Annotated in this window: 22 protein-coding genes and 1 other RNA gene; 6 read left to right on the top strand and 17 right to left on the bottom strand. The window is 41.8% G+C overall.

What is annotated here, in order from left to right; translation table 11 throughout:
• Positions 1–323: 323 nt before the first annotated feature.
• Positions 324–1,649, bottom strand: coding sequence for a short-chain fatty acid transporter (locus PQ511_RS08520; RefSeq protein ID WP_273851465.1), 1,326 nt, complete (start codon positions 1,647–1,649; stop codon positions 324–326).
• 125 nt (positions 1,650–1,774) lie between these two features.
• Positions 1,775–3,217 (bottom strand): 4-hydroxyphenylacetate 3-monooxygenase, oxygenase component, encoded by a 1,443-nt coding sequence (gene hpaB / locus PQ511_RS08515; RefSeq protein WP_273851464.1) that lies wholly within the window; start codon positions 3,215–3,217, stop codon positions 1,775–1,777.
• 188 nt (positions 3,218–3,405) lie between these two features.
• On the opposite strand from hpaB, the gene PQ511_RS08510 reads away from it, so the two are divergent.
• On the top strand, positions 3,406–4,137 hold the full coding sequence (locus tag PQ511_RS08510; protein WP_273851463.1) for a SurA N-terminal domain-containing protein: 732 nt from the start codon (positions 3,406–3,408) through the stop codon (positions 4,135–4,137).
• A 28-nt stretch (positions 4,138–4,165) separates the two neighbouring features.
• Here PQ511_RS08510 and PQ511_RS08505 read toward each other — a convergent pair whose 3' ends face one another.
• Positions 4,166–4,579, bottom strand: a complete 414-nt coding sequence (locus PQ511_RS08505; protein WP_273851462.1) for an acyl-CoA thioesterase — start codon at positions 4,577–4,579, stop codon at positions 4,166–4,168.
• Positions 4,580–4,757: 178 nt separating this feature from the next.
• Here PQ511_RS08505 and PQ511_RS08500 point away from each other — a divergent pair, with 178 nt between their 5' ends.
• Entirely contained in the window at positions 4,758–5,180 is a 423-nt protein-coding gene (locus PQ511_RS08500; RefSeq protein WP_273851461.1) for a VOC family protein, read from the top strand.
• Positions 5,181–5,334: 154 nt separating this feature from the next.
• Here the strand turns inward: PQ511_RS08500 and PQ511_RS08495 are convergent, their stop codons facing one another.
• The 3 genes from PQ511_RS08495 to PQ511_RS08485 form a co-directional block, all read right to left on the bottom strand.
• Complete coding sequence (locus PQ511_RS08495) at positions 5,335–6,312, bottom strand: nuclease-related domain-containing protein (protein ID WP_273851460.1); 978 nt, start codon at positions 6,310–6,312, stop codon at positions 5,335–5,337.
• Positions 6,313–6,445: 133 nt separating this feature from the next.
• Positions 6,446–8,140 carry a dihydroxy-acid dehydratase gene (ilvD, locus tag PQ511_RS08490; RefSeq protein WP_273851459.1) on the bottom strand — a complete coding sequence of 565 codons (1,695 nt, stop codon included), beginning with the start codon at positions 8,138–8,140 and terminating at the stop codon, positions 6,446–6,448.
• 238 nt (positions 8,141–8,378) lie between these two features.
• Positions 8,379–8,537: a DUF1540 domain-containing protein gene (locus PQ511_RS08485; protein ID WP_273851458.1), complete on the bottom strand. Its 159-nt coding sequence runs from the start codon at positions 8,535–8,537 to the stop codon at positions 8,379–8,381.
• A 124-nt stretch (positions 8,538–8,661) separates the two neighbouring features.
• Between PQ511_RS08485 and PQ511_RS08480 the strand changes: the two genes are divergently transcribed.
• Positions 8,662–9,219, top strand: a complete 558-nt coding sequence (locus PQ511_RS08480) for a DUF6944 family repetitive protein (RefSeq protein WP_273851457.1) — start codon at positions 8,662–8,664, stop codon at positions 9,217–9,219.
• A gap of 59 nt (positions 9,220–9,278) precedes the next feature.
• Here PQ511_RS08480 and PQ511_RS08475 read toward each other — a convergent pair whose 3' ends face one another.
• Positions 9,279–9,839: a DJ-1/PfpI family protein gene (locus PQ511_RS08475; protein WP_273851456.1), complete on the bottom strand. Its 561-nt coding sequence runs from the start codon at positions 9,837–9,839 to the stop codon at positions 9,279–9,281.
• Positions 9,840–10,021: 182 nt separating this feature from the next.
• Between PQ511_RS08475 and PQ511_RS08470 the strand changes: the two genes are divergently transcribed.
• The 3 genes from PQ511_RS08470 (at position 10,022) to PQ511_RS08460 (ending at position 12,120) form a co-directional block, all read left to right on the top strand.
• On the top strand, positions 10,022–10,912 hold the full coding sequence (locus tag PQ511_RS08470; protein WP_273851455.1) for a LysR family transcriptional regulator: 891 nt from the start codon (positions 10,022–10,024) through the stop codon (positions 10,910–10,912).
• Positions 10,913–11,075: 163 nt separating this feature from the next.
• Positions 11,076–11,648 carry a PadR family transcriptional regulator gene (locus PQ511_RS08465; protein ID WP_273851454.1) on the top strand — a complete coding sequence of 191 codons (573 nt, stop codon included), beginning with the start codon at positions 11,076–11,078 and terminating at the stop codon, positions 11,646–11,648.
• A complete protein-coding gene (locus PQ511_RS08460) occupies positions 11,629–12,120 on the top strand; it encodes a DUF4188 domain-containing protein (protein ID WP_273851453.1) in 492 nt (163 codons plus the stop codon). Before PQ511_RS08465 ends, PQ511_RS08460 begins: the two co-directional genes overlap by 20 nt.
• A 90-nt stretch (positions 12,121–12,210) precedes the next feature.
• Here PQ511_RS08460 and ssrA read toward each other — a convergent pair.
• The 10 genes from ssrA to gap all read right to left on the bottom strand — a co-directional run bounded on the left by ssrA (position 12,211) and on the right by gap (position 23,112).
• Positions 12,211–12,569: a transfer-messenger RNA gene (gene ssrA, locus PQ511_RS08455) on the bottom strand.
• Between the two features lie 99 nt (positions 12,570–12,668).
• Complete coding sequence (gene smpB / locus PQ511_RS08450; protein WP_048311765.1) at positions 12,669–13,136, bottom strand: SsrA-binding protein SmpB; 468 nt, start codon at positions 13,134–13,136, stop codon at positions 12,669–12,671.
• 98 nt (positions 13,137–13,234) lie between these two features.
• Entirely contained in the window at positions 13,235–15,562 is a 2,328-nt protein-coding gene (gene rnr / locus PQ511_RS08445) for a ribonuclease R (RefSeq protein WP_273851452.1), read from the bottom strand.
• A gap of 38 nt (positions 15,563–15,600) precedes the next feature.
• Positions 15,601–16,347, bottom strand: coding sequence for an alpha/beta hydrolase (locus PQ511_RS08440; RefSeq protein ID WP_273851451.1), 747 nt, complete (start codon positions 16,345–16,347; stop codon positions 15,601–15,603).
• Positions 16,348–16,662: 315 nt separating this feature from the next.
• Positions 16,663–16,893 carry a preprotein translocase subunit SecG gene (secG, locus tag PQ511_RS08435; protein ID WP_224596343.1) on the bottom strand — a complete coding sequence of 77 codons (231 nt, stop codon included), beginning with the start codon at positions 16,891–16,893 and terminating at the stop codon, positions 16,663–16,665.
• A 257-nt stretch (positions 16,894–17,150) separates the two neighbouring features.
• Entirely contained in the window at positions 17,151–18,440 is a 1,290-nt protein-coding gene (gene eno, locus PQ511_RS08430; protein ID WP_224882172.1) for a phosphopyruvate hydratase, read from the bottom strand.
• A 26-nt stretch (positions 18,441–18,466) separates the two neighbouring features.
• On the bottom strand, positions 18,467–19,999 hold the full coding sequence (gene gpmI / locus PQ511_RS08425; protein ID WP_273851450.1) for a 2,3-bisphosphoglycerate-independent phosphoglycerate mutase: 1,533 nt from the start codon (positions 19,997–19,999) through the stop codon (positions 18,467–18,469).
• The gene (tpiA, locus tag PQ511_RS08420; protein ID WP_273851449.1) at positions 19,992–20,753 is read right to left on the bottom strand and encodes a triose-phosphate isomerase; all 762 of its coding nucleotides are present in this window, start codon (positions 20,751–20,753) and stop codon (positions 19,992–19,994) included. The genes gpmI and tpiA overlap by 8 nt, the downstream gene beginning before the upstream one ends.
• Before the next feature lie 41 nt (positions 20,754–20,794).
• The gene (locus PQ511_RS08415) at positions 20,795–21,979 is read right to left on the bottom strand and encodes a phosphoglycerate kinase (RefSeq protein WP_273851448.1); all 1,185 of its coding nucleotides are present in this window, start codon (positions 21,977–21,979) and stop codon (positions 20,795–20,797) included.
• 125 nt (positions 21,980–22,104) lie between these two features.
• The gene (gene gap, locus PQ511_RS08410) at positions 22,105–23,112 is read right to left on the bottom strand and encodes a type I glyceraldehyde-3-phosphate dehydrogenase (RefSeq protein ID WP_224882168.1); all 1,008 of its coding nucleotides are present in this window, start codon (positions 23,110–23,112) and stop codon (positions 22,105–22,107) included.
• Positions 23,113–23,159 lie beyond the last annotated feature (47 nt).

The following is a 23,159-nucleotide window of genomic DNA, read 5'->3' as shown; positions in this document are numbered from 1 at the left end:
TGGAAAGGATCTTTGACGAACTCGGAACAAATGCTGATGACGATATGTTAGAATAAAACGAAAGGAGGTAAAAAATGGATAAACCTAAATATCACTTTCGCATTCACTGCGTATCAGGATAATAAGGTAGCCTCTTCCTTCACCTTTGTCATACTTGGCTTTTTTTTCATTGTGTTCGCGATTTATGGCTTGATCCGAAATCACAAACGATCGCAAACGGAGGAAACTCATTAGACTATTGGGCACCAAGAACAGAAGCCGCTTTGAAAAAAGCTTCTGTTCCATTTTCCTTTCTATTTTTGAATGAGAAACCTGCATCTTTCTTATCCTATAAAGACAAGACCAAGCGAAATGGCCACACCACTTACAATTAATACGATGAAGCAATAACCCATAATGTCCTTTGCCTTCAATCCAGCTATAGCAAGAGCAGGTAAAGCCCAAAACGGTTGGATCATATTCGTCCACGCGTCTCCCCATGCGACTGCCATGGCGGTTTTGGGAATCGAAACCCCTAACTCCTTCGCTGCATCAAGCATAATTGGTGCCTGAACCGCCCATTGTCCTCCCCCAGATGGTACAAAGAAATTTACAATCCCAGCACTGATAAAAGCAAAGAACGGAAATGTAAACTCGTTTGAGATTGATACAAACCCCTGAGAAAGTTGGGCTGCCAGACCTGAAGCTACCATCATTCCCATAATACCTGCATAGAAAGGAAACTGAATGATGATCCCGCTGGCCCCTTTCACCGCATTACTAACCGCTTCAAGAAAATGACGTGGTGTTCCATGAAAAAGAATGCCTAGAAAAAGAAAACCAAAGTTTACGATATTTAAATTCAATTCAAATCCTGTGTTCACAAAATAATATACGAGGTAGGCTAGTCCCACGAGCGATATAATCATAGATACAATTTGGCTATTCTCAAGTCTTTCAGCTGGCGTTACTTCACCTTCAAGACTCGCTGCCTCTACATGATTTTCCTCAAGCAGCGTTCGATCAATATGTATACGCTCTTCTTCTGCAGGTGACATAAAGTAATTTATCAGAGGTAATAGAAGAAAGAGAGACGCCACAATCATCAAATTAAAGAGGGAAAATATCGTCTCATTCGTTGAAACGATGCCAATTAAATCCGCTGTGAAGTGCTCTGGAGTGGCAATGGTAAGGGGAATGGAACCTGCCAGTCCTCCATGCCATACCAGAAAACCACTATAAGCACTCGCAATCAACAAACGATAGTCGACCTTCTCTACCTGTCTTGCTAGTTCTTTTGCATAGAGAGCACCAATCACTAGGCCAAATCCCCAGTTAATCCAGCTAGCGATCAATGAAATGAGTGTGACGTATACGATCGCCTGTCCAGGTGTTTTCGCTCTTTTTGCAAGAAAACGAAGACCTTTTTTAAAAAGTGGGCTACTGGCTAGGACATAGCCTGTCACGAGAACAAGCACCATCTGCATGGAGAAAGCGAGTAAACTCCAAAATCCTTCGCCGAAGAATTGAACCATTTGAACCGGTGAACTACCAGTAAAAATCATCCCAAGTGCAAAGACAACGAATGTTAGGATAATCACAAATAAAAATGGATCTGGTAAATACCGTTGCATAATCCGATTTGATAATGAGATGGAAGCTTTAAGCATACGTTCAACTCCTTTATGTATTGGGTACTTAAACTTCATTCGGGAATGCTTCCATTGTTTCCTCCCTCGTAAAGAAAACGTTTTCAATCCTTCCTTCAAAAAAAAAAGCCGCAAACTAGCGACTTTTACTCTTCTCTCTCATTTAGAAAATCCAGGACCATATTTACATATGGCTGAGTGAAATAACGGTTATAATGAATCGATGAAAGACGTACAGGATCACCAAAGAAAAACCGTTCAAACTGTGTTTGACGAGATCCAAAAGCACTCATTCCAATATCCCAGGCCATTCGAAATAGTTGCACACGTTCCTTTGCATTTACATTTGCCCCTTGAAGATAATTCGCCAGGTCCTCTTGTATTTCAGAGTTAAAATCCTTTTCTGTTGGGATTGAAATTAACCCACTAGCACCAAGCATTTGAATGATTTCAATTAACCTTGGATAAGCGACAGAAAAATATTGTATTGCCGCTTTAAGTGGTTTACTATCAGGCACAAGGGTTCCAAATTGATTCACTTGGCTATTGACTTCTGACGCTACTAACAAAGCTTTCATAATTTCAAGCGTTGTGATAATCTCACTCATCTTCAACTTAATATGTTCATATTCTTGAATTTGTATGGCCTCACCCATTAATTCACACAAACCAAGAATATACTCTACTTTCACAACCTGCCTGCAAATAGCTTGAAATTGCAAAAACGTGTACATACCAGTCGCTTCTTCCATATCGCCAACAATTTGAACATTTTTATAAAGAAAAACGCACTCCCATGGGACAAGTACGTGATCAAAAACAACAATCGCATCACTTTCTTCAAATTGAGAAGCTAGTGGATGGTCAAAGCGCGAATCACGATAACAAAAGGATTCCCTACATAAAAATTTCAGTCCTTTTGTATTAGAAGGAATCATAAACCCAAATAAGTAGGAATCATCTAACGTGTATCCCCCTGCAGGTAAAACGAGCAGTTCATCTGTTAATCCACCTTGAGTAGCCAACAACCTGGCACCTTGAATCACAATTCCTTCCTTATTTTCTTCAATCACTTTGGCAGCTGTTACATTCGTATCATCAAAATACTGTCCAAGAGATCGATTGACCTGCGGATTAATAAATGTATGTGTAATCGAAAGATCTTCATCTCTTGCTTTTTCATATAACCGTTTTATATTATCTCCAAAAGCTTTCTGATCCTGGGCAAAATGTGGCGCTGCCATACCAAGCGTCATCAATAAGGTGTTCATATAATCTGGTGACCTTCCCATTAGGCCCGCACTTAACCTCGCCCACTCCTGGGTGGCTAAGCGCCTTTTTGTGAGATCTTCAACTGTTTTCGGTTGATGGTATGAAAATCCGTATCCGATTTTACGATCAGACGTTGAATATTGAAACAGCTTTTTGTTTTCAGGTTGGCTCTGGTAATCATATAGGGCCGCTTTGCTCTTAATTATGCCTTTAAAAGGTGTGAGTTCGGATAGTTTTCCTGTACACTTCCCTCCCTCAATCCACACTTCATTTTGGAGAGCATCTATACGTTCGATGTACTCTTTTCCATTAATCATGCCGTCTCCCCTTTTCCTAAAACTACTTATTACACTATGCAACTCGTGCATAAAAAGGTAGGGTTTCTGCCTTCTCAATGAAAGAATGTAATAAGAATGTGTTTTTTATCCCATACTTACTGTTAGGGGTTTTCAAGCGATGATTTTTGTGGAACAATGGACTCAGCCTTTTGAAAGGAGCATGTGAATTGCGTAAATTAACTTACTTACTCATAACAGGTTTATTAATCGTTGTATTAGCAGCCTGTGGAGGAAATGAAGAAAGCAGTAATAATGACAAGAAACAAGATGATACAAAGACAGAAGAAAAAGCCGGTGAGCAAAAGCAACCGGAAGTAGATAAAGTTGAGAAAGACAAAGTAGTTGCAACTGTTAATGGAAAAGAAATTAAAGGGGAAGATTTTAATGCCCTTTATAGTCAAAGCCAGATGCAATATGTGCAAATGGGCCAAGAAGTACCGAAAGATCAGCTAAAGCAAATGAAGAAACAAGTCGCTGAAAGCATGGTTGGTCAGGAGCTCATCCTTCAAGCTGCACAGGAAGAAGGTATTAAAGCTTCTGATGATAAGATCAATGAAGAACTTGAAAATGTAAAAAAAGGCTTTGAAGATGAGAAAAAATTTGAAGAAGCCCTTAAGAAAAGCGACATGACAATGGATGACCTCAAAAAAGAAATTGCGAAAAACATCCAGTATACGAAGTACATTGACCAAGAAATTAAAGTTGATGAAGTTAGTGAGAAAGAAATGAAAGAGTACTATGAAAAGGCAAAAGAACAGGGTAGTTCTGAAGAAATGCCGGCTTATGAAGATGTGAAACCTCAGATCAAGGAAGGTCTTGAAGGTGAACAGAAAAATAAGAAAACACAAGAATTAATCGACAAGCTTAAAAAAGATGCTGATGTGAAAATCAACATTTAAGTTCATTAACGAAAAGCCACTAGCAAAGTTACTCGCTGGTGGCTTTTTGCTTGTCATAAAGATGATCTTCCAGCTGATTTCGAATTTCAGCCGGAATTGGCATGCTTTTTTGTTGATCAAAATGGTAGTTCACATATGTAGCGCTTCCTCGGACGCATAGGTTCTCTTTTTGATGAATTTCCTCATATACTTCAAAGCTTGTTCGCCCAATTCTCTTAATCCAGGTGTAGACCGTTACCTGAGTGCCATAATAGATTTGAGAAACATATTCCGCATCCATTTTTAAAAGAACGCAGTGCCAATCATGAAAACGTAAATCTGGATTAAACATGCGAAAAATCGGATCACGGCCAGATTCAAACCATACGGGGATGACCGTATTATTAATGTGACCAGCTCCATCCGTTTCTGATACTCTTGGATCAATCACTTTCTGAAACATAGTGCACCTCCTGTTATTATACTAATTCGCTTTTGTTGGCACTCTTCCTTCGCACTTATCCGAAAGAAGCTTTTAGAAATGTGGCGCTTCATGACGAACGAATGTTCTTTCGCATTCTTTGTCATCACGTTATACTGGACTTAGGTAGACAGGCTAATTTAAAGGAGAGTGAAAAAAGATGAAGCACCACCCAATTCCCTATTTCACGTTTGAAGGCACAGCGCGGGAGGCATTGGAATATTACAAAGAAGTTTTTGATGGAGAAGTAACCGATGTTCAAACGTTTGGAGAAGCAAATTTTGAAACACCACCCGAAATGGACAATTACATCATGCATGCGCGCTTCAGAAAAGATGAGCTTTTTTTCATGGTTTCCGATGGTTTTATGAATACTTCTATCACTGTAGGTAATAATCTCTCTCTTGCCCTAGAACTGGATAGCGCTGAAGAAATCGAGTCGCTCTATGTGCGCTTGAAAGAAAAAGGCACCGTTTATATGGAACTTCAAGATACCTTCTGGGGAGCCACATTTGCGAAAGTAAAGGATGCCTATGGAGTGATTTGGGATCTTAATTTTGAGAAATCTGGGTCGTCTAACTAGTAATGGAGGTCCGCCACGCGTGTGGGGGGCTTTTTTTGTGGGTGTTTGGGGGGGTTTGGTGGAGGAAAACATGTTAATTCCGCGATTTTCTGGATAATTCCGCGAAAATCAATTTTTTTCCGCGAAAACACGTATTATTTCCGCGGAAATTCAATTAATTCCGCGAAACCTCAAAATCCAGCTTATATCGCCTTCCTTTTGTTGATCCAGTTGACTCTAAATTTAATGATCTTAATAATCTTGTAGCAGCATCCCCGGAATCCATCCTCAAAAACCGCCTCGCCTCCTGATTCGTAATCTCTTTAGACACAAGTAGCGCATAATCTTGTAGCGCCCTTAAGTGGGCATCACGTGAATAAGTGCCACATGTTTCGCAATACCACCTCCCGTGCAGTCTCAGCATAGCTAGACGATCACATGAAGGACACGCGACACCAATAAGCAAATCGCCCCTAGAAATTGAAAAGCGCTTCAGAACATCACGGTCAAGTGGCTCATGTAGCTTAACAAAAGTACGCCCGATTTTCCGGACTTCTTTCACCGTCAAACGCTCATCACTATACTGCTTGTCCAGTAACTTCACTTTTGTCGGCAAGTACTCGCTCCGGATGACTTTTGAAGAAATGAACTGAACCTTCTCTGTCGCTTTCAAAACCGCTCTTCGGTTAGCCACCACAATCAGCGTTTCAATCGGTACTTCTGGAATGTTTATTTTTTGAAGCAAAGCTCGGAGTTGGGAGCGCTGCCGCTCCACTTGAGTGAGGGGATTTGGAAAAGCCTCTTCTTTCGTGTCAGAAATACGAATGAGCTGATTGAAGGCTGGATCAAACATGAGAGTGCCTGAAATATTTTTCACTTCAAGAATGAGAAGATAGTGCTGTGTCACTACAAGCGTATCGATTTGAAAATAATGGACGCCGTCAAATAGACGCAGGTCATGATAGATCGAAAAGCGCTTATCATCTAAAAAACTTAACGGGAAATTTAGCGATTTCTCACCTGCTATTCCTGCTTGGTGCATTGCAATTTGCTCATTTATTTCCTCAATGCGTAGATGATTGGAAGGAAGCCGATTTAGTAAAAGGTTTAATTTGTGGAGATGTTGCGGGGGATCATGATCTTTTTTGATCAAAGAGAGACCTCTTCTCTGGATTTTATTTTCACACATACGAAGACATTCTCTGCCAATTCATGAAATCCTTTTCTTAGTAAAATCAAAAAGCCAGCTCCTTCACTTAGAAGGAAGCTGGCTTTCGCACTAACAGTTATTCAAGATCTAAATCCGTTACTGCGCCTTTAGCCGACGAAGATACGAGTCTTGCGTATTTACCGAGAATGCCTGTCTTATAGCGAAGCTCAGGACGTACCCATTCAGCACGGCGACGCTCCAATTCTTCGTCTGTAACGTCAAAATTGATTTGTTGCTTGTCACTATCAATCGTAATCGTGTCGCCTTCTTTCAAGAGGCCAATTGGTCCACCAACAAAGGCTTCTGGCGAAACGTGTCCGATCACAAATCCGTGCGAACCACCAGAGAAACGACCATCTGTCATAAGCGCTACTTTCCCGTTCAATCCTTTTCCAACGATCATGGAAGTAATGGAAAGCATCTCTGGCATACCCGGTCCGCCTTTTGGACCTACATTCCGGATGACAAGAACGTCTCCTTCTTTAATATCGTCCGCTTCAATCGCTGCCGTTGCTTCTGCTTCGTTATTATAAACGCGAGCAGGTCCTTCAAAATGACTGATTTTCTGACCAGACATTTTTGCAACTGAACCTTCAGGAGCTAGATTCCCTCGAAGAACAACAAGTGGGCCGCTTTCTTTAATAGGATTATTTAGAGAGCGAATGATTTCTTGTCCTTCTTTCAGAGAAGGTGCTTCAGCAAGGTTTTCTGCCACTGTTTTACCTGTTACTGTCAGGCAGTCGCCGTGAAGCAAACCATGCTCATGAAGAAGCTTCATAACGGCCGGTACGCCACCGATCTCGTATAGATCCTGCATCACATATTTTCCGCTTGGCTTCATATCCGCAATGTATGGAACACGTTCGCGAACGCGCTCGAAATCATCTAATGATAAATCCACTCCAGCTGAGTGAGCCATTGCTGTTAAATGCAAGAACGCATTTGTTGAACCACCGAGAGCCATGACAACCGTGATTGCATTCTCAAATGCTTCTTTTGTCATAATATCACGAGGGTAAATTTCTTTTTCAAGAAGAGAAACCACTAACTCGCCCGCTTGACGACATTCTGACTCTTTATAGTCATTGACAGCAGGCGTCGAGGAGGATCCAGGAATACTCATTCCGAGTGCTTCCACTGCAGAAGCCATTGTGTTTGCGGTATACATGCCACCACATGCTCCTGCGCCCGGACATGCAGAACATTCCACTTTGTGTAGCTCTTCATCATTAATTGTTCCCGCCTGGTATTGGCCAACTGCCTCAAATGAAGAAACAATGTCGATATCATTTCCATTCAGTTTACCTGGCTGGATCGTTCCTCCGTACACATAAACCGAAGGAATATTCATTCGACCAATTGCAATTAAGCATCCAGGCGTTGTTTTATCACAGCCCCCAATGGCGACAACACCATCAAGACGTTCCGCATTCGTAACCGTTTCAATTGAATCCGCAATGATCTCACGACTTGGCAAAGAGTAGAACATTCCCTCATGGCCCATTGCAATCCCATCAGAAACAGTAATCGTATTAAAAATCATTGGCGCGCCGCCATTATCCTTAGCCCCCGCTTTTGCTTCACGCGCAAGGCGATCAATATGTACATTGCACGGTGTAACTTCACTCCACGTACTTGCTACACCAATCATTGGTTTTTTAAAATCTTCATCTGTAAAACCGACTGCTCGAAGCATGGAGCGGTTAGGTACGCGGTTGACACCTTCACTGATTACTTTACTTCTGATTCGAAGATCTTTTTTACCTTCCATTCCAATCACCCTTCCAAATCACTTATAAAGTTAGACAATTTAATGAATTCAAAATTTATATTCTTTGATGATACTAGTTTTCGCACTTTAACGCAAACAATTATCTGAAATTAAATTGTAAACTTTTTGCGAACGTTCGGATTAATGGAATGATTGTGATCCACCATGGCTTTAAAACCATGAGAAGCCGCCCTCTCATGAGGACGGCTTCGGTTTTATTCATCATGCTTGGAAGCGTTTAAAGGGTACCAGGCTCAAATGTTTTACAATCGGTTTCTTCACTATTACTTGCTTTATTCCCCTGATGACTGACAACATAGATTTCGTCTGCTCCACAGTTTTTCCCATTACGATTGTGAACGCAGTTTGCGACTTCGCACAATACATCTAATGCCATTCCCTTCACCTCCTTAGCTATATGATGATCTTAACTAAGGAGGTTCATACTGACATTCATTAACAAGAAGTGGCTAGCGTGTATAGTATACATTAAGGAGAACAATAGAGTAGGCGGTAAAGCTATGGATAATGAAAATGAACAAGATCAGCTAAAGGCTGTCTTCGGATCATGGATTCAAGCTACTGGTACAGTTATTTCTGCTATTGGAATATCATCATTTCTTACAATTAGTACGGAAATATTAAACAGCTTAAATTTAATAGGAAATGTGCTTCAGGCAACGGGAAATGCCATTTTAGCTGATACAATTAGGGAGTTTTCTCTTGATAAAATAGGAAATGAAATACAAGCGATTGGAAACTCTACCGTTATTACTGGCATACTAATTGATTTTGATGTACAAACAAAAATTAAACTTGATATAGATGGTAACCTGCTTCAAGCTTTAGGAGGGGCTACTTCTCTAGCTCAAGCACTAGGATCCATCCCTAGTGCAGCTGTACTTTATAGTATATATGGAAATTCCCTGCAAGCTACAGGTAATTCCTTGCAAGCCTATGCTGGAGCTAAAGGATTAAGAAACGAAGATGGTGAAAATATCAATATCATCGGAAGCTGGATTCAAGCTACAGGAGCGGTCATTTCCGCCATTGGTCAAACAAAATACCCTTCAAATTAAAAACACGAAATGCTCAAAAAGCGTTTCGTGTTTTTAATTCTGTATTCCATCACAATTGATTAAGATCGCTTTTTCAATAATCTCAAGAATTCTTTCATAAATCCAGGTAAATCCGGCCATGCCTGTCCTGAGACGAGATTATCACGCGTATGGACTTTCTCATCAATATATGTAGCGCCACAAGCAGTGACATCTGGTTTACAAGCTGGATACGCCGTATACTCGCGATCCTTCATGATATCTGGAACGACATTCAGTACCTGAGCCGCATGACAAATGGCCCCTACTGGTTTATTTTCTTCAAAAAAATGTCTCACGATGTCTGGTACATTGTCGTCCATTCGAATGTATTCTGGGGCACGTCCGCCTGGAATGATTAATCCATCATACTCTGAGGGCTGAATGTCAGCAAACGAAGCATGTGATTCAATTCCATAGGCTTGTTTTTCAACAAACGTTTCCATTTCATCCGTAAAATCATGACATACCGTTTGGAGCTTTTTAACGGTTGGTGATGCAATCGTCACGTCAAACCCTTCCTCAAGACAACGGTAGTATGGGTAAAAAATTTCAAGAGCTTCAACAGCATCACCTGAAAGAATTAATACTTTTTTACTCAAAACAAGCACCTCCAACAAAAATTTGTTTACCTATACCAATACCCCACTTTTTTACATATGTAACGGATCTAACAAAATAGGGCAAGAATCCCCGTCAATGGTTGAATTCGCGTATGATTTGCGACTACAATAAACCATAATGCATTTCTCATTGTGATGGGAATAGAGACAGGAGCTTCTAAATGGACATTAAGCAACTAGCCTATTTCGTTGAAGTAGCGAAGCAAAAGAGCTTCACAAAAGCCTCACACTCACTCTACATCTCACAGCCAACCTTAAGTAAAATGGTCAAAAGCTTAGAAGCTGAGTTAGATGTCGAACTACTCGATCGCTCAGCACGATCAAGTGAGCTTACCGATGCAGGGAAAATCGTCTATTTGCAAGGTGAGAAAATCCTAAACATGGTTGACGACCTTTCTTCCCACTTATATGACATGATGAATTTAAAGAAAGGACACATTAAAATTGGCCTTCCCCCATTGATCGGAGCCCTCTACTTCCCTAAAATTTTGAAGGGGTTTCAAGAACTCAATCCTAATATCACGATTGAACTAATGGAGCACGGAGCTAACATTGCGCAACAAAAAATTCTTGACGGTGAACTGGATTTTGCAGTCGGACTCTTACCTGTCGATGAAACAAAGTTTGAAACGCTTCCCTTTAAAAAAGAAGAATTAATGCTTTTTGTGAACAGTTCACATCCATTCGCAGAAAAAAATGAAGTCTCAATTAGCGATTTACGAAATGAGCGGATCATTCTATTTAGTGAAGACTTCATGCTACACGATCAGATGATTGAACAATGTCGCCTGGCTGGTTTTGAACCTCATATCTCCTACGTTAGTTCTCAATGGGATTTTATTAGTGATATGGTCAGTCATAATCTAGGAATTACCTTTTTCCCTAAATCCATTCTTTCGAAAATTAACCAGACGAATGTCGTTTCCATTCCACTCGTTAACCCAGAAATCCCGTGGGACCTTGGCATTATCCTAAGAAAAGAAAAATACATTTCTTATGCATCACGTGCGTTTATTAACTACATTACCTCTTCAATCTCACATGATAAGTAAATAAGGAGTATCGAATTGATTCATAAAACAAGTCGTCCATTTGGGCGGCTTGTTTATTATCATTAAAAATCAGAAAATTAATAAAAAAAGCTTCCTTTATGTGAAAAAATCATGTAAGATCTATCTAAATGATATGTATCAAAAAGATATAGGGTGTGAAGAAGTGGAAAAGAAAATCCATACAAAATATGCCATTCTCGGGTTATTAACGATCGGCTGTCAAACGGGTTATTCTATGAAAAAAATGATGGATGAAAGTTTAAATCATTTCTGGAAAATTAGCTACGGGCAAATTTACCCGACACTAAAAAATCTACTCGATGAAGAACTCATTATGGTGCAAGAGCAGAGCGAGCCTGGAAAACCTGATAAAAAGGAATATCAATTAACTTCATTAGGGTGGCAGGCACTTCAAAATTGGATGGAAACGCCCATTCAGGAAATTGGTGTAGAAAAAAATGAGCTTTTGCTTAAACTTTTTTTCAGTCATCATCAAAGTAACAAAACGACCTTAAACCAATTGGATCATTATCAAAAAAAACTGCAGGAACGTTTAGATACGTATCACGCCATTGAAGAAATGATCCGTAGGACGTATGGGGAGCTGGAAGATGCAAAATTCTGGTTACTAACATTAGATTATGGGATACGGACGACGCAAGCAGCTTCTGAATGGACGCATGATGCCAAAAACTTACTTCAGGGAGGAAAGAGGAATGGCAAATCAAGTCTTTAGCGGGCGCTACACGGTAGATAAAGGGGAGGACATTGTGGTCTTTCTCATTGGTATGCGAATCAACCAATGGTGGGCTGTGCATAAGTGGCTTCCTGTTTTTCTTGCAATGCCTGGCATGATTCGTGAGCTTAGCCTCAACAAGCAGTTGGGTTGCCTGTCGATGGAAAATTTCTTCAGTTTCCGAACAACGCTACTTCTTCAATACTGGCGCTCATCTGAAGATCTTCGTCAATATGCCCATGGGCAAGTTCATTTAAAAGCATGGAAGAATTTTAATCAAAAAGTTGGCAACAACCACGCTGTCGGAATTTACCATGAAACATATATCCTTCCGAGCTCTCATTATGAAAGTCTTTATGGTAATATGCCTAGGTTTGGTTTAGGCAAAGCGCTTGGATCGATCAAAGTCACTCCACAAGCTGACTCTTTCAATAAACGTCTGAATAAAAAGGATACTGAGAAAGCAAAATAACGCTTAAAAAGCCCAGATCGTCAATATAAGCGTCCTAGACTTCCTTCATGCTATGATTTTTTCCAAATAAAAAACCACCAAATATGTATTTGGTGGAGACGGTGGGAGTCGAACCCACGTCCAGAAGTATCGGCACTTAAGCTTCTACGAGTGTAGTCGTTATATTAGCGTTTCACTACAATTCAGCCCAACGACAGGCTTCCTTGTAGCTAGTCTGGTTAATCTCTTCCAACTTTCCTCAGACGGTGGATTGTTGGCGTATCCCACTTAAGTTGAGTCCCTTACCCTACCACATGGGCGATGGAGGGAGGAACCGCAAAACAGCTTACGCTGCTAGTGCGAAGTTGTTGTTTTCTTTGCCAGTTATAGGCATGGCGTTTTTAACGTAGCTCGCCAACTCGACTCGCGACTTAAGCTCGACCTACCCCTGTCGAATCCGTAACGTCCCCATATAAGAATGAGAACCGAAAACGGGTAAGCAGTTAAGCTTCATATGTTGTTTCGGTTACTTCAATTATAACATAAATCAGCTTCCATTCAAATGGAAACTATATCCGCTGACGTTCTTTCAACGCTTTGTCGACTTCACGCTTCATCGTCTTATCTTTAAGATCCTGGCGCTTATCGTACTTTTTCTTACCCTTCGCAAGACCAAGAAGTACTTTCGCATAACCATTCTTAATATAGACTTTTAATGGAATAACCGTGTAGCCTTGTTCTTTCGTTAGGCCAATGAGCTTATCAATCTCTTTCCGTTTCATCAATAGCTTACGAGTCCGGGTTGGATCGTGGTTAAAACGATTTCCCTGCTCATATTCATTGATGTGCATATTCAGAAGAAAGATTTCTCCCTTACGGATAATGGCGTGAGAGTCTTTCAGGTTTACGCGTCTTGCCCTGATGGATTTGATTTCAGTTCCTTGTAGTACCAGTCCTGCTTCATATGTCTCAATAACGGAATAATCGTGTCTTGCTTTCTTATTTTGTGCAATGAGTCCACCATCACCTTTTGGCATGACCGTCCCCCCTCTCAAACGTCGAACTCCAGTATATCAATTTGGTCAGAATAAGTCAAGATGACTTACTCTGACCGCCGTGATTAAAATTAAGCTAATTAAGCATTGTTATTGCGACGCTTTTTCTTTTTGTTTTTCTGTTTCTTTTTCGTTCCCTGTCCATCCTTTGGCGGAGAGAACTTACGCTTTTTCTTCCCAGCATCCGTTGTTTTATTTGAGGACTTTCCACGCTTCTTGCGCTTTCCGCCTTCAATCACTTTTGGACTTTCTCTACGACGACGCTCTTTGGGTGGCTTCATACCAACTATTTCGAAGTCAATTGCTCGCTCATCAATATTGACATTTAAGACGCGAATGGCAATTTCATCACCAATGCGATACACATTACCGGTACGTTCACCGATCATCGCATAAGCACCTTCGTCGTAGTGGTAGTAGTCATCAGTTAAGTAGCTAACGTGAACGAGACCTTCAATCGTGTTCGGCAATTCAACAAACAAACCGAAGTTCGTTACACCACTAATGACACCTTCGAACTCTTCCCCGATTTTATCTTTCATAAACTCAGCTTTTTTCAGATCATCGGTTTCACGTTCAGCGTCAACTGCTCGACGTTCCATTGCGGAAGCGTGCTGAGCGATTTCGCCAAGCGCTTCGCCCCACTTTGATGTTGTCTGGTTATCCACTTTTCTCTCAAATAGGTACGTACGGATTAAACGGTGTACGATTAAGTCAGGATAACGACGGATTGGTGATGTGAAATGCGTATAGAAATCTGTCGATAACCCAAAGTGACCAAGACTTTCAGGGAAGTATTTCGCCTGCTGCATCGAACGAAGCATCACTTTACTTATGACAGCTTCTTCTGGCTCTCCCTTTACTTCTTCAAGAAGCTTTTGCAGCGCACGTGGATGTACGGTATTCGCATTTCCCCTTACAACATATCCAAAGTTCGTAATGAATTCAAAAAACGTATTTAGCTTGTCTGCATCTGGATCTTCGTGAATTCGGTACATGAACGGAACTTCCATAAAGTGAAAATGTTGCGCTACGGTTTCGTTAGCAACGAGCATAAATTCTTCAATTAAGCGTTCAGCTACCGAGCGTTCTCGTTGAACAATCTCCTGAGGGGTACCTTCTTCATCAACGAGCACTTTCGCTTCTGCAAAATCAAAATCAATCGCACCTCGTTCAAAACGACCTTTTCTTAAAATTTCAGCTAGTTCTCCCATGCTATCGAAGAATGGAACGAGAGATTTGTACCGCTCTAACACGTCATCGTCTTCACGCTGTAGAATTTTACGCACATCGGTATACGTCATGCGTTCATTTGTACGGATCACACTTGGGAAAATCTCATGGTTCACTACTTCCCCCTGTGTTGTAATTTCCATCTCACAAGAAATCGTTAAGCGATCCACTTGAGGATTTAAACTACAAATTCCATTTGATAAGCGGTGTGGAATCATCGGAATTACGCGATCGACAAGATAAACGCTCGTACCGCGATCAAGGGCTTCCTGATCAATTGGAGAGTTTTCCGTCACATAATACGTTACGTCCGCGATGTGAACACCAAGCTTATAGTTACCGTTTGGAAGCTTTACAACGTTAACAGCGTCATCCAGATCCTTCGCATCTGCCCCATCGATCGTGACAATTGTTTCTTCCCGAAGGTCGCGTCTTCCTTCAATCTCTTTTTCATCAATTTGATCAGGTGTTTTATGAGCCTGCTCCATCGCAGCTTCAGGGAACTCACCCGGCAATTCATGTTTATAGATAATGGACAGAATATCTACGCCTGGATCGTTTTTATGCCCAAGAATTTCGGTAATGCGACCTTCCGCGCTCATACGTCCTTCAGGATACTTTGTGATCTCTACGACCACTTTATGACCGTCTACTGCACCGCCAGTAGCTCCTTTTGGAATAAAAATGTCGTGTGGAATTCGTTTATCATCTGCGATAACAAACCCAAAATGCTTGCTATCAGAATATGTACCAACTGTGCGTTTCACACCACGCTCGATGATACGTATCACGGTGCCCTCTGGACGAGTGCCAGAAGATTTCTGATGAAGTCTTACAATGACGCGGTCGCCGTTCATTGCTCCTTCTAAATCACCCTGGTTGATATAGACATCTTTCTCCCCAGTATCGCTATCAGCAATAAGGAAAGCAAACCCTTTTGCGTGGACCTGTAACTTTCCGCGAACAAGGTTCATTTTCTCAGGAATACCATAGCGATTGCTTCTTGTGCGAACGATTAATCCTTCATCTTCCATACTATTTAATGTTTTGACAAATTCTTTGAATTCGCTTGAATCTTTTACACCAAATACTTCTTCGAGCTCCTGAACGGTGAGCGGCTTATATGCTTCGTCCTTCATGAAGCTCAATATCTTCTGTTCATGTTCTTCTGCCATTGTCTTCCACCTTCTTTCTAGTAAAATATATCCATCGATTATTCAGACCAATCAAGCCCATCAAGAAATGCGTGGACGTCTTTATGGAGCTCTTCTTTCTCTTTTCCAAGCGTAATGGCATGTGTAGAATTCTCGTACCATTTCAAGCTCTTTTCATCTGATTCGACATGATCATGAATCACGTTAGCACTTTCTGTATTAATCATCTCATCATGTCTTGCCTGTACCACAAAAGTTGGCGCATAAATCATATCAATGTTATCACGTACATCATAGATTAAGTCACGAAGTTCTCCAAGCGTATTCATTGGCGTTTCTTTGAATGCTTCCATTTCCTCTTCAATTTGTTCAGAAGTTTTCCGTTCGAATTTCTTGTATTCTCTCGCATAGGAAAGGACGCCTTGATACATGGTTTCTTCGTCTTTCATATCCATCGGGGCACACATGGGCACGATTCCCTTTACAGGAACAGTATAACCGAGCTTTAAAGAAAATACGCCTCCAAGTGATAAGCCGACAACCGCAATTTCATCATGACCCATGCTTTTTAACTTTTCATAACCCTCAGTGACGTTTTTCCACCAATCTTGTGGACCCGTATGAACGAGCTCTTCTGGTGGAACGCCATGTCCTTCATACTGAGGTGCGTGACACGTATAGCCTCTTTCCTGCAAATAACGCCCCATCATTCGTACATCGGCTGAATTACCAGTAAAGCCATGTAACATTAGTACAGCGCGATTGCCTCCCTCGAATGTAAATGGCTTAGGTGCTACTACTTTCATGATGTGATCCTCCTCTAAATCGTCTACCTGTTAGTTTGACCTACAAAAAACGAAATATCCAGTCTCTTGAGGTCTTTAGTTGCATTTTACCTGTTTCAGTCGGAAGGCAAAAGGAATTCGTTTCATAACCTATTTCCCTCTTCCATTCGACAAAAAACTTCCTTTTCGCTTTCTCTTAGAATAACTTGGCTGGCCACCAACTACTAGCGAAAGCCTTAGTTTTCCTTATATTTTCGTCGCTTAAAAGGGAAACATTTTTAAAGTACAAAGAAAAAAGCAGCAAGTGACTCAACACCTGCTGCTTTCTCACTATCGTTACACAAGATAGGCAACGAGAATTGAAAGAACAAAGAACAATACGGCAAGTACTACCGTTACTCTATTTAAAACCGCTTCAAAACCGCGGGCCTTCTGCTTTCCGAATAGTTGCTCAGCTCCACCCGTAATCGCTCCTGATAATCCGGCGCTTTTACCTGACTGAAGCAAGACGACAGTAATAAGTAAGATTGAAACGATAACTAATGCAATTGTAGCTGCAAGATGCATGATTCCACCTCCCGGACTATAGCCTTTCCAATACTATAAATTTACCATAAATTTTTCAGTAAAAGCAATCTATTTCGTTAATACTCTACATTCTCAATACCTTCTTAACATTGTATTAACCCATGTGACTGATTTTCGCTTCAGAATGATCGCTTTCAGCGAGGCGGGCATGTGATCCTTTTCGGCGCACTAAGCCTGTGCCGGCTCTCTGTCCTAAATAAAAACCCCCGCGTTCCAAACGCGGGGGTTCTCATTACTTACTTCTTATCTAAGTTATAGAAGCTCTTACGGCCACCGTAGATTGCAAGGTGCTCAAGTTCATCTTCGATACGAAGAAGCTGGTTGTATTTAGCAACGCGGTCCGTACGAGACGGTGCGCCTGTTTTGATTTGTCCAGCGTTAGTCGCAACAGCGATGTCAGCGATTGTTGTATCTTCTGTTTCACCAGAACGGTGAGAGATAACAGCTGTGTAACCAGCGCGCTTCGCCATTTCAACAGCGTCGAACGTTTCGGTAAGTGTACCAATTTGGTTCACTTTGATTAGGATAGAGTTACCTACGCTACGCTCAATTCCTTCAGAAAGTTTGTTTGTGTTTGTAACGAATAGATCGTCACCAACAAGCTGAACTTTCTCACCAAGAGCTTGGGTAAGTTTCTCCCAGCCTTCCCAGTCGTTTTCGTCAAGACCATCTTCAATTGAGATGATTGGGTATTTTTCACATAGCTGGCTGTAGAATTCGATCATCTCTTCAGAAGTCTTCACTACGCCTTCACCAGCAAGGTTGTATTTACCGTCGCTGTAGATTTCAGAAGATGCTACGTCAAGAGCAAGCATAACTTCTTCGCCAGGCTTGTAGCCAGCTTTTTCGATTGCTTCGATGATTGTTTGGATTGCTTCTTCGTTTGAACCAAGGTTAGGAGCAAATCCACCTTCGTCACCTACAGAAGTGTTAAGACCTTTTTCTTTAAGAACACCTTTAAGGCTGTGGAAAATTTCAGCACCAGTACGAAGCGCTTCTTTGAAAGAAGGTGCGCCTACTGGCATAACCATAAATTCTTGAATATCTACGTTGTTATCTGCATGCTCTCCACCGTTAAGGATGTTCATCATTGGTGTTGGAAGAGTTTTTGCGTTGAAACCACCAAGGTATACGTAAAGTGGAAGCTCAAGCTCTTCAGCAGCAGCGCGTGCAACAGCCATGGATACACCAAGAATTGCGTTAGCGCCTAGCTTACCTTTGTTGTCTGTACCATCAAGGTCGATCATCATGTGGTCGATTCCAAGCTGGTCATAAACGCTCATACCTACTAGTTCTGGAGCAATTGTTTCGTTGATGTTAGCTACTGCTTTTTCTACGCCTTTACCAAGGTAGCGATCTTTGTCACCGTCACGAAGCTCAACTGCTTCGTATTCACCAGTGGATGCACCAGATGGTACCATTGCACGTGCTTTTACACCTGCATCTGTAAATACTTCTACTTCAACTGTTGGGTTGCCGCGGGAGTCAAGGACCTCGCGTGCATAAACGTCAGTAATGATTGGCATAACGTGTCATCTCCTTTAAATGTAAGTTATTTAATTAATGATTTTCCTGTCATTTCTTTCGGTTGCTTGCCGCCAAGCAAATCGAGAAGCGTTGGTGATAGGTCCGCAAGAATTCCATCTGTACGAAGCTCTACACCTTCCTTTGTAACGATAACAGGGACTGGGTTTGTCGTATGAGCCGTCATCGCATCGCCATCAAGCGTTGTGACTTCATCCGAATTCCCGTGGTCAGCGGTAATGATGGCATGTCCGCCTTTTTCGGTAATTTTATCAACGATTTTACCAAGACATTCGTCAACCGCCTCAATGGCTTTGACTGTTGGATCAAGCATTCCGGAATGCCCAACCATGTCAGGGTTTGCAAAGTTTAAGATAATCGCATCGTGCTTATCGGCATCGAGTTCTTTCAGCAACGCGTCCGTCACTTCATAAGCACTCATCTCCGGCTTCAAGTCATAGGTTGCAACCTTCGGAGAGTCGATAAGAATGCGTTCTTCTCCAGGAAACTCTTCTTCGCGTCCACCGCTAAAGAAGAATGTAACGTGTGGGTACTTCTCAGTCTCAGCAATACGTAGCTGCTTGTAATCCTGCTGAGCGAGTACTTCACCAAGCGTATTATCAAGATTTGCTGGTTTGAAGGCAACGTCGCCTCCAACTGTTTCACTAAAGCGAGTTAGTGAGACAAAGTGAAGATTTTTCGGGCGTTCTTCTCCACGATCGAAACCGCGGAAATCCTCATTTGTGAAGACTTGTGAAATCTGGATTGCTCGGTCAGGACGGAAGTTAAAGAAGATGACTGCATCTTCATCGTTTACCGTCGCAATCGGTGAACCGTCTTCTTCTGTCATAACAGATGGAAGAACGAACTCATCATAGATTTCGTTTTCGTAATTATCATCAATCATCTCATATGGGTCTTTGTAAGAAGGGCCTTCACCGTATGCCAGGGCACGGTAAGACTTCTCAACACGATCCCAACGCTTATCGCGGTCCATGGAGTAATAGCGGCCTGAGAGCGTCGCAAGACGACCAACTCCGACTTCTTCCATTTTATCCTCTAACTGCTGAATGTAGGTTTTCGCAGATTGTTGGCCAACATCGCGACCATCAAGGAAACCGTGAACGTATACGTCTTCCAATCCTTGCTTTGCAGCAAGTTCAAGAAGAGCGAAAAGATGTTTAATATGACTATGAATCCCACCATCAGAAAGAAGTCCAAACAAGTGTAGGCTTGTTCCTTTTTTCTTCACATGGTCAATCGCTTCTAAAAATGTTTCGTTCTCAAAGAAGTCACCTTCTTCGATTGCGAGATTAACTCTTGTTAAGCTTTGATACACGATGCGTCCTGCACCGATATTCAAGTGGCCCACTTCAGAGTTCCCCATTTGTCCCTCTGGAAGACCAACAGCTTTCCCGCACGCTTGTAGGGTTGCGTGAGGATATTGGTTCCAATAGCGGTCAAAATTTGGTTTGTTTGCATGTGCGACAGCATTTCCTTTTTCTTCATCTCGAAGGCCGAAACCATCTAAGATAATGAGAGCTTCTGGCTTTTTAGGCATTCTGACCAGCCTCCAAAAGCTGTAGGAAAGATTTTGCATCAAGGCTCGCGCCTCCGACTAGAGCACCATCTATGTCGGATTTACCCATTAGCTCGTCAATGTTACCAGGTTTCACACTGCCGCCATATTGGATACGGACCGCATTAGCTGTTTCGTCAGACGTTTCGTCTTTAAGGACGCCGCGGATAAATGCACATACATCATTAGCTTGATCGCTAGTGGCTGTTTTACCAGTTCCAATTGCCCAGATTGGCTCATATGCAATAACAGATTGAGCTACCTGTTCATTTGTTAAACCAGCAATTGCTTTTTGAACTTGTGCTTTTACAATATCTTCTGTAACGTCGCTCTCACGCTGTTCTAGCGTTTCACCGACACAGATGATTGGCGTTAGGTTATGTTTAAACGCAGCATGAGTTTTTTGATTCACGATTTCGTCCGTTTCACCAAATAGCTCACGACGTTCAGAGTGACCAAGAATCACATAGCCTACTCCAAGATCGTTAAGTGCTACAGGGCTAATTTCACCTGTAAACGCGCCGTTTTCTTCAAAGTGCATGTTTTGAGCACCTACTTGAAGTGCTGTTCCTTCTAGCTCATCCGTTAAATAATCAAGGAAAAGAGCAGGAGCACAGACAACGGAATCTACGCGATTGCCATCAGGAATAAGTCCTTTCACTTCGTCAACAAAGCTCTTTGTTTCCGTAAGTGTTTTGTTCATCTTCCAGTTACCTGCGATGATTGGTTTGCGCATGTTCACTCACCATCCCTTTATAAGATTAAAACATAAGTATTTTATTTGTCGTTAAGTGCAACAACACCAGGAAGTTCTTTTCCTTCCATGAACTCAAGAGAAGCGCCACCACCAGTAGAAATGTGGCTCATTTGATCAGCATAGTTGAATTTCTCAACGGCTGCTGCAGAGTCACCGCCACCGATAACGGAGTACGTGTCTTTTGCGTTCGCAAGTGCTTCAGCTACTGCTTTTGTTCCATTTGCATAAATATCAAGTTCGAATACACCCATTGGTCCGTTCCAGATAACGAGTTTCGAGTCAGCGATTACTTTGCTGTATGTTTCTCTTGTTTTTGGCCCGATATCGAGCGCTTCCCAGTCAGAAGGAATTTCTTCAATGGTTACAATTTTCGTGTTTGCATCATTTGAGAAATCGTCACCAATCACTACATCTTCTGGCATATAGAAATTAACGCCTTTTTCTTTTGCCTTATCCATGAATGATTTCGCTAGATCGATTTTGTCCTCTTCAAGAAGTGACAAACCAACTTCATGACCAAGCGCTTTTACGAATGTATAGGCAAGTCCACCACCAATGATCAAGTTATCTACTTTATCAAGTAGGTGATCAATCACACCGATTTTGTCCTTAACTTTTGCTCCACCGATGATGGCTGTAAATGGACGGGAAGGTTCTGTTAGAGCACTTCCAAGAACTTCAAGTTCTTTCTCCATAAGAAAACCAGCTACAGCAGGAATATGATGTGCAATGCCTTCTGTTGAAGCGTGAGCACGGTGTGCTGCGCCAAAAGCATCATTTACGTAAAGATCTGCCATTGCAGCAAATTTCTTCGCAAGTTCTTCATCATTCTTCTCTTCTCCAGCTTCAAAACGAACATTCTCAATAAGAAGAAGGTCGCCATCTTCGAGATCTGCAATCGCACGGTCTACTTCTTCACCATAGACTGCATCTGTTTTTGTTACGGTTTTGCCAATGAGGTCGCTCAAGCGGTCTGCAACCGGATCAAGACGGAGCTCATCAACAGCTTCACCTTTTGGACGACCAAGGTGACTTGCAAGAATAACTTTTGCTCCCTGATCAGACAAATGCTTGATCGTTGGGAGTGCTGCTTTAATGCGTGTTTCATCTGTTACCTTTCCATCTTCCATAGGTACATTGAAATCAACGCGGCAGAATACCTTTTTGCCTTTTAACTCAACGTCACGAATTGATTTTTTGTTCATCACGCATGTCCTCCTCTGCACAAAGTATTAAAAGGTTTCCCTTCTAACTAAAGCTATATTGTTTATCATAACAATGGAAAAGGAGGAAGGCCCAAGACTTCCTCCTCCTCTATTAACAATTCTTATTATAGCCCTTTTGCAGCGATGTAGTCGACTAGATCTACAACACGGTTAGAATAGCCCCACTCGTTGTCATACCAAGAGATAACTTTAACCATGTTTCCATCGATACCCATTGTAGAAAGACCATCTACGATTGAAGAGTTCGGGTTACCGTTGTAGTCTTTTGAAACTAGTGGCTCGTCGCTGTAACCAAGGTATCCTTTAAGATCGCCTTCAGCAGCTTCTTTAAGAGCAGCGTTTACTTCGTCAACTGAAACATCTTGATCAAGTTCAGCTACAAGGTCAACGATTGATACGTTCGGTGTAGGTACACGCATAGCCATACCATTCAACTTACCATCAAGCTCTGGAAGTACAAGAGATACTGCTTTAGCAGCGCCTGTAGATGTTGGGATGATATTTTCAGCAGCCGCACGAGCACGACGGTAGTCTTTATGTGGAAGATCAAGAATTTGCTGATCGTTTGTATAAGAGTGAGTTGTTGTCATTAGACCGCGCTTAATACCGAACTTATCGTTCAATACTTTTGCAACTGGTGCAAGACAGTTAGTTGTACAAGATGCGTTTGAGATAACGTGGTGGCTAGCTGCATCGTACTTGTCTTCGTTAACACCTAGAACAACTGTGATATCTTCATCTTTAGCTGGTGCGGAGATGACAACTTTCTTAGCTCCTGCTTCAAGGTGCTTCGCAGCATCGTCACGGTTTGTGAAACGGCCAGTGGATTCGATTACCACTTCAACACCAAGATCTCCCCATCCAAGTTGTGCTGGGTCGCGCTCAGAAAGAACTTTGATTTCAGTTCCGTTAACTACAAGGTTCTCGCCGTTAACTTCAACTTCAACATTAAGTTCTCCATGTACGGAATCGTATTTAAGAAGATGTGCAAGCATGTTTGCATCTGTAAGATCGTTTACAGCTACAACATCAACACCAGGGTTGTTTAATGCTGCACGGAATACGTTACGTCCAATACGTCCAAAACCGTTAATACCTACTTTTGTTGCCATTGTGTAGTTCCTCCTTGAATTTCCTCGTTTCCCGAGGTGTGTTTTAT

Source organism: Guptibacillus spartinae (assembly GCF_028610625.1).
Taxonomy (GTDB): domain Bacteria; phylum Bacillota; class Bacilli; order Bacillales; family Guptibacillaceae; genus Guptibacillus; species Guptibacillus spartinae.
This window is presented reverse-complemented; position numbering and strand designations above follow the sequence as displayed.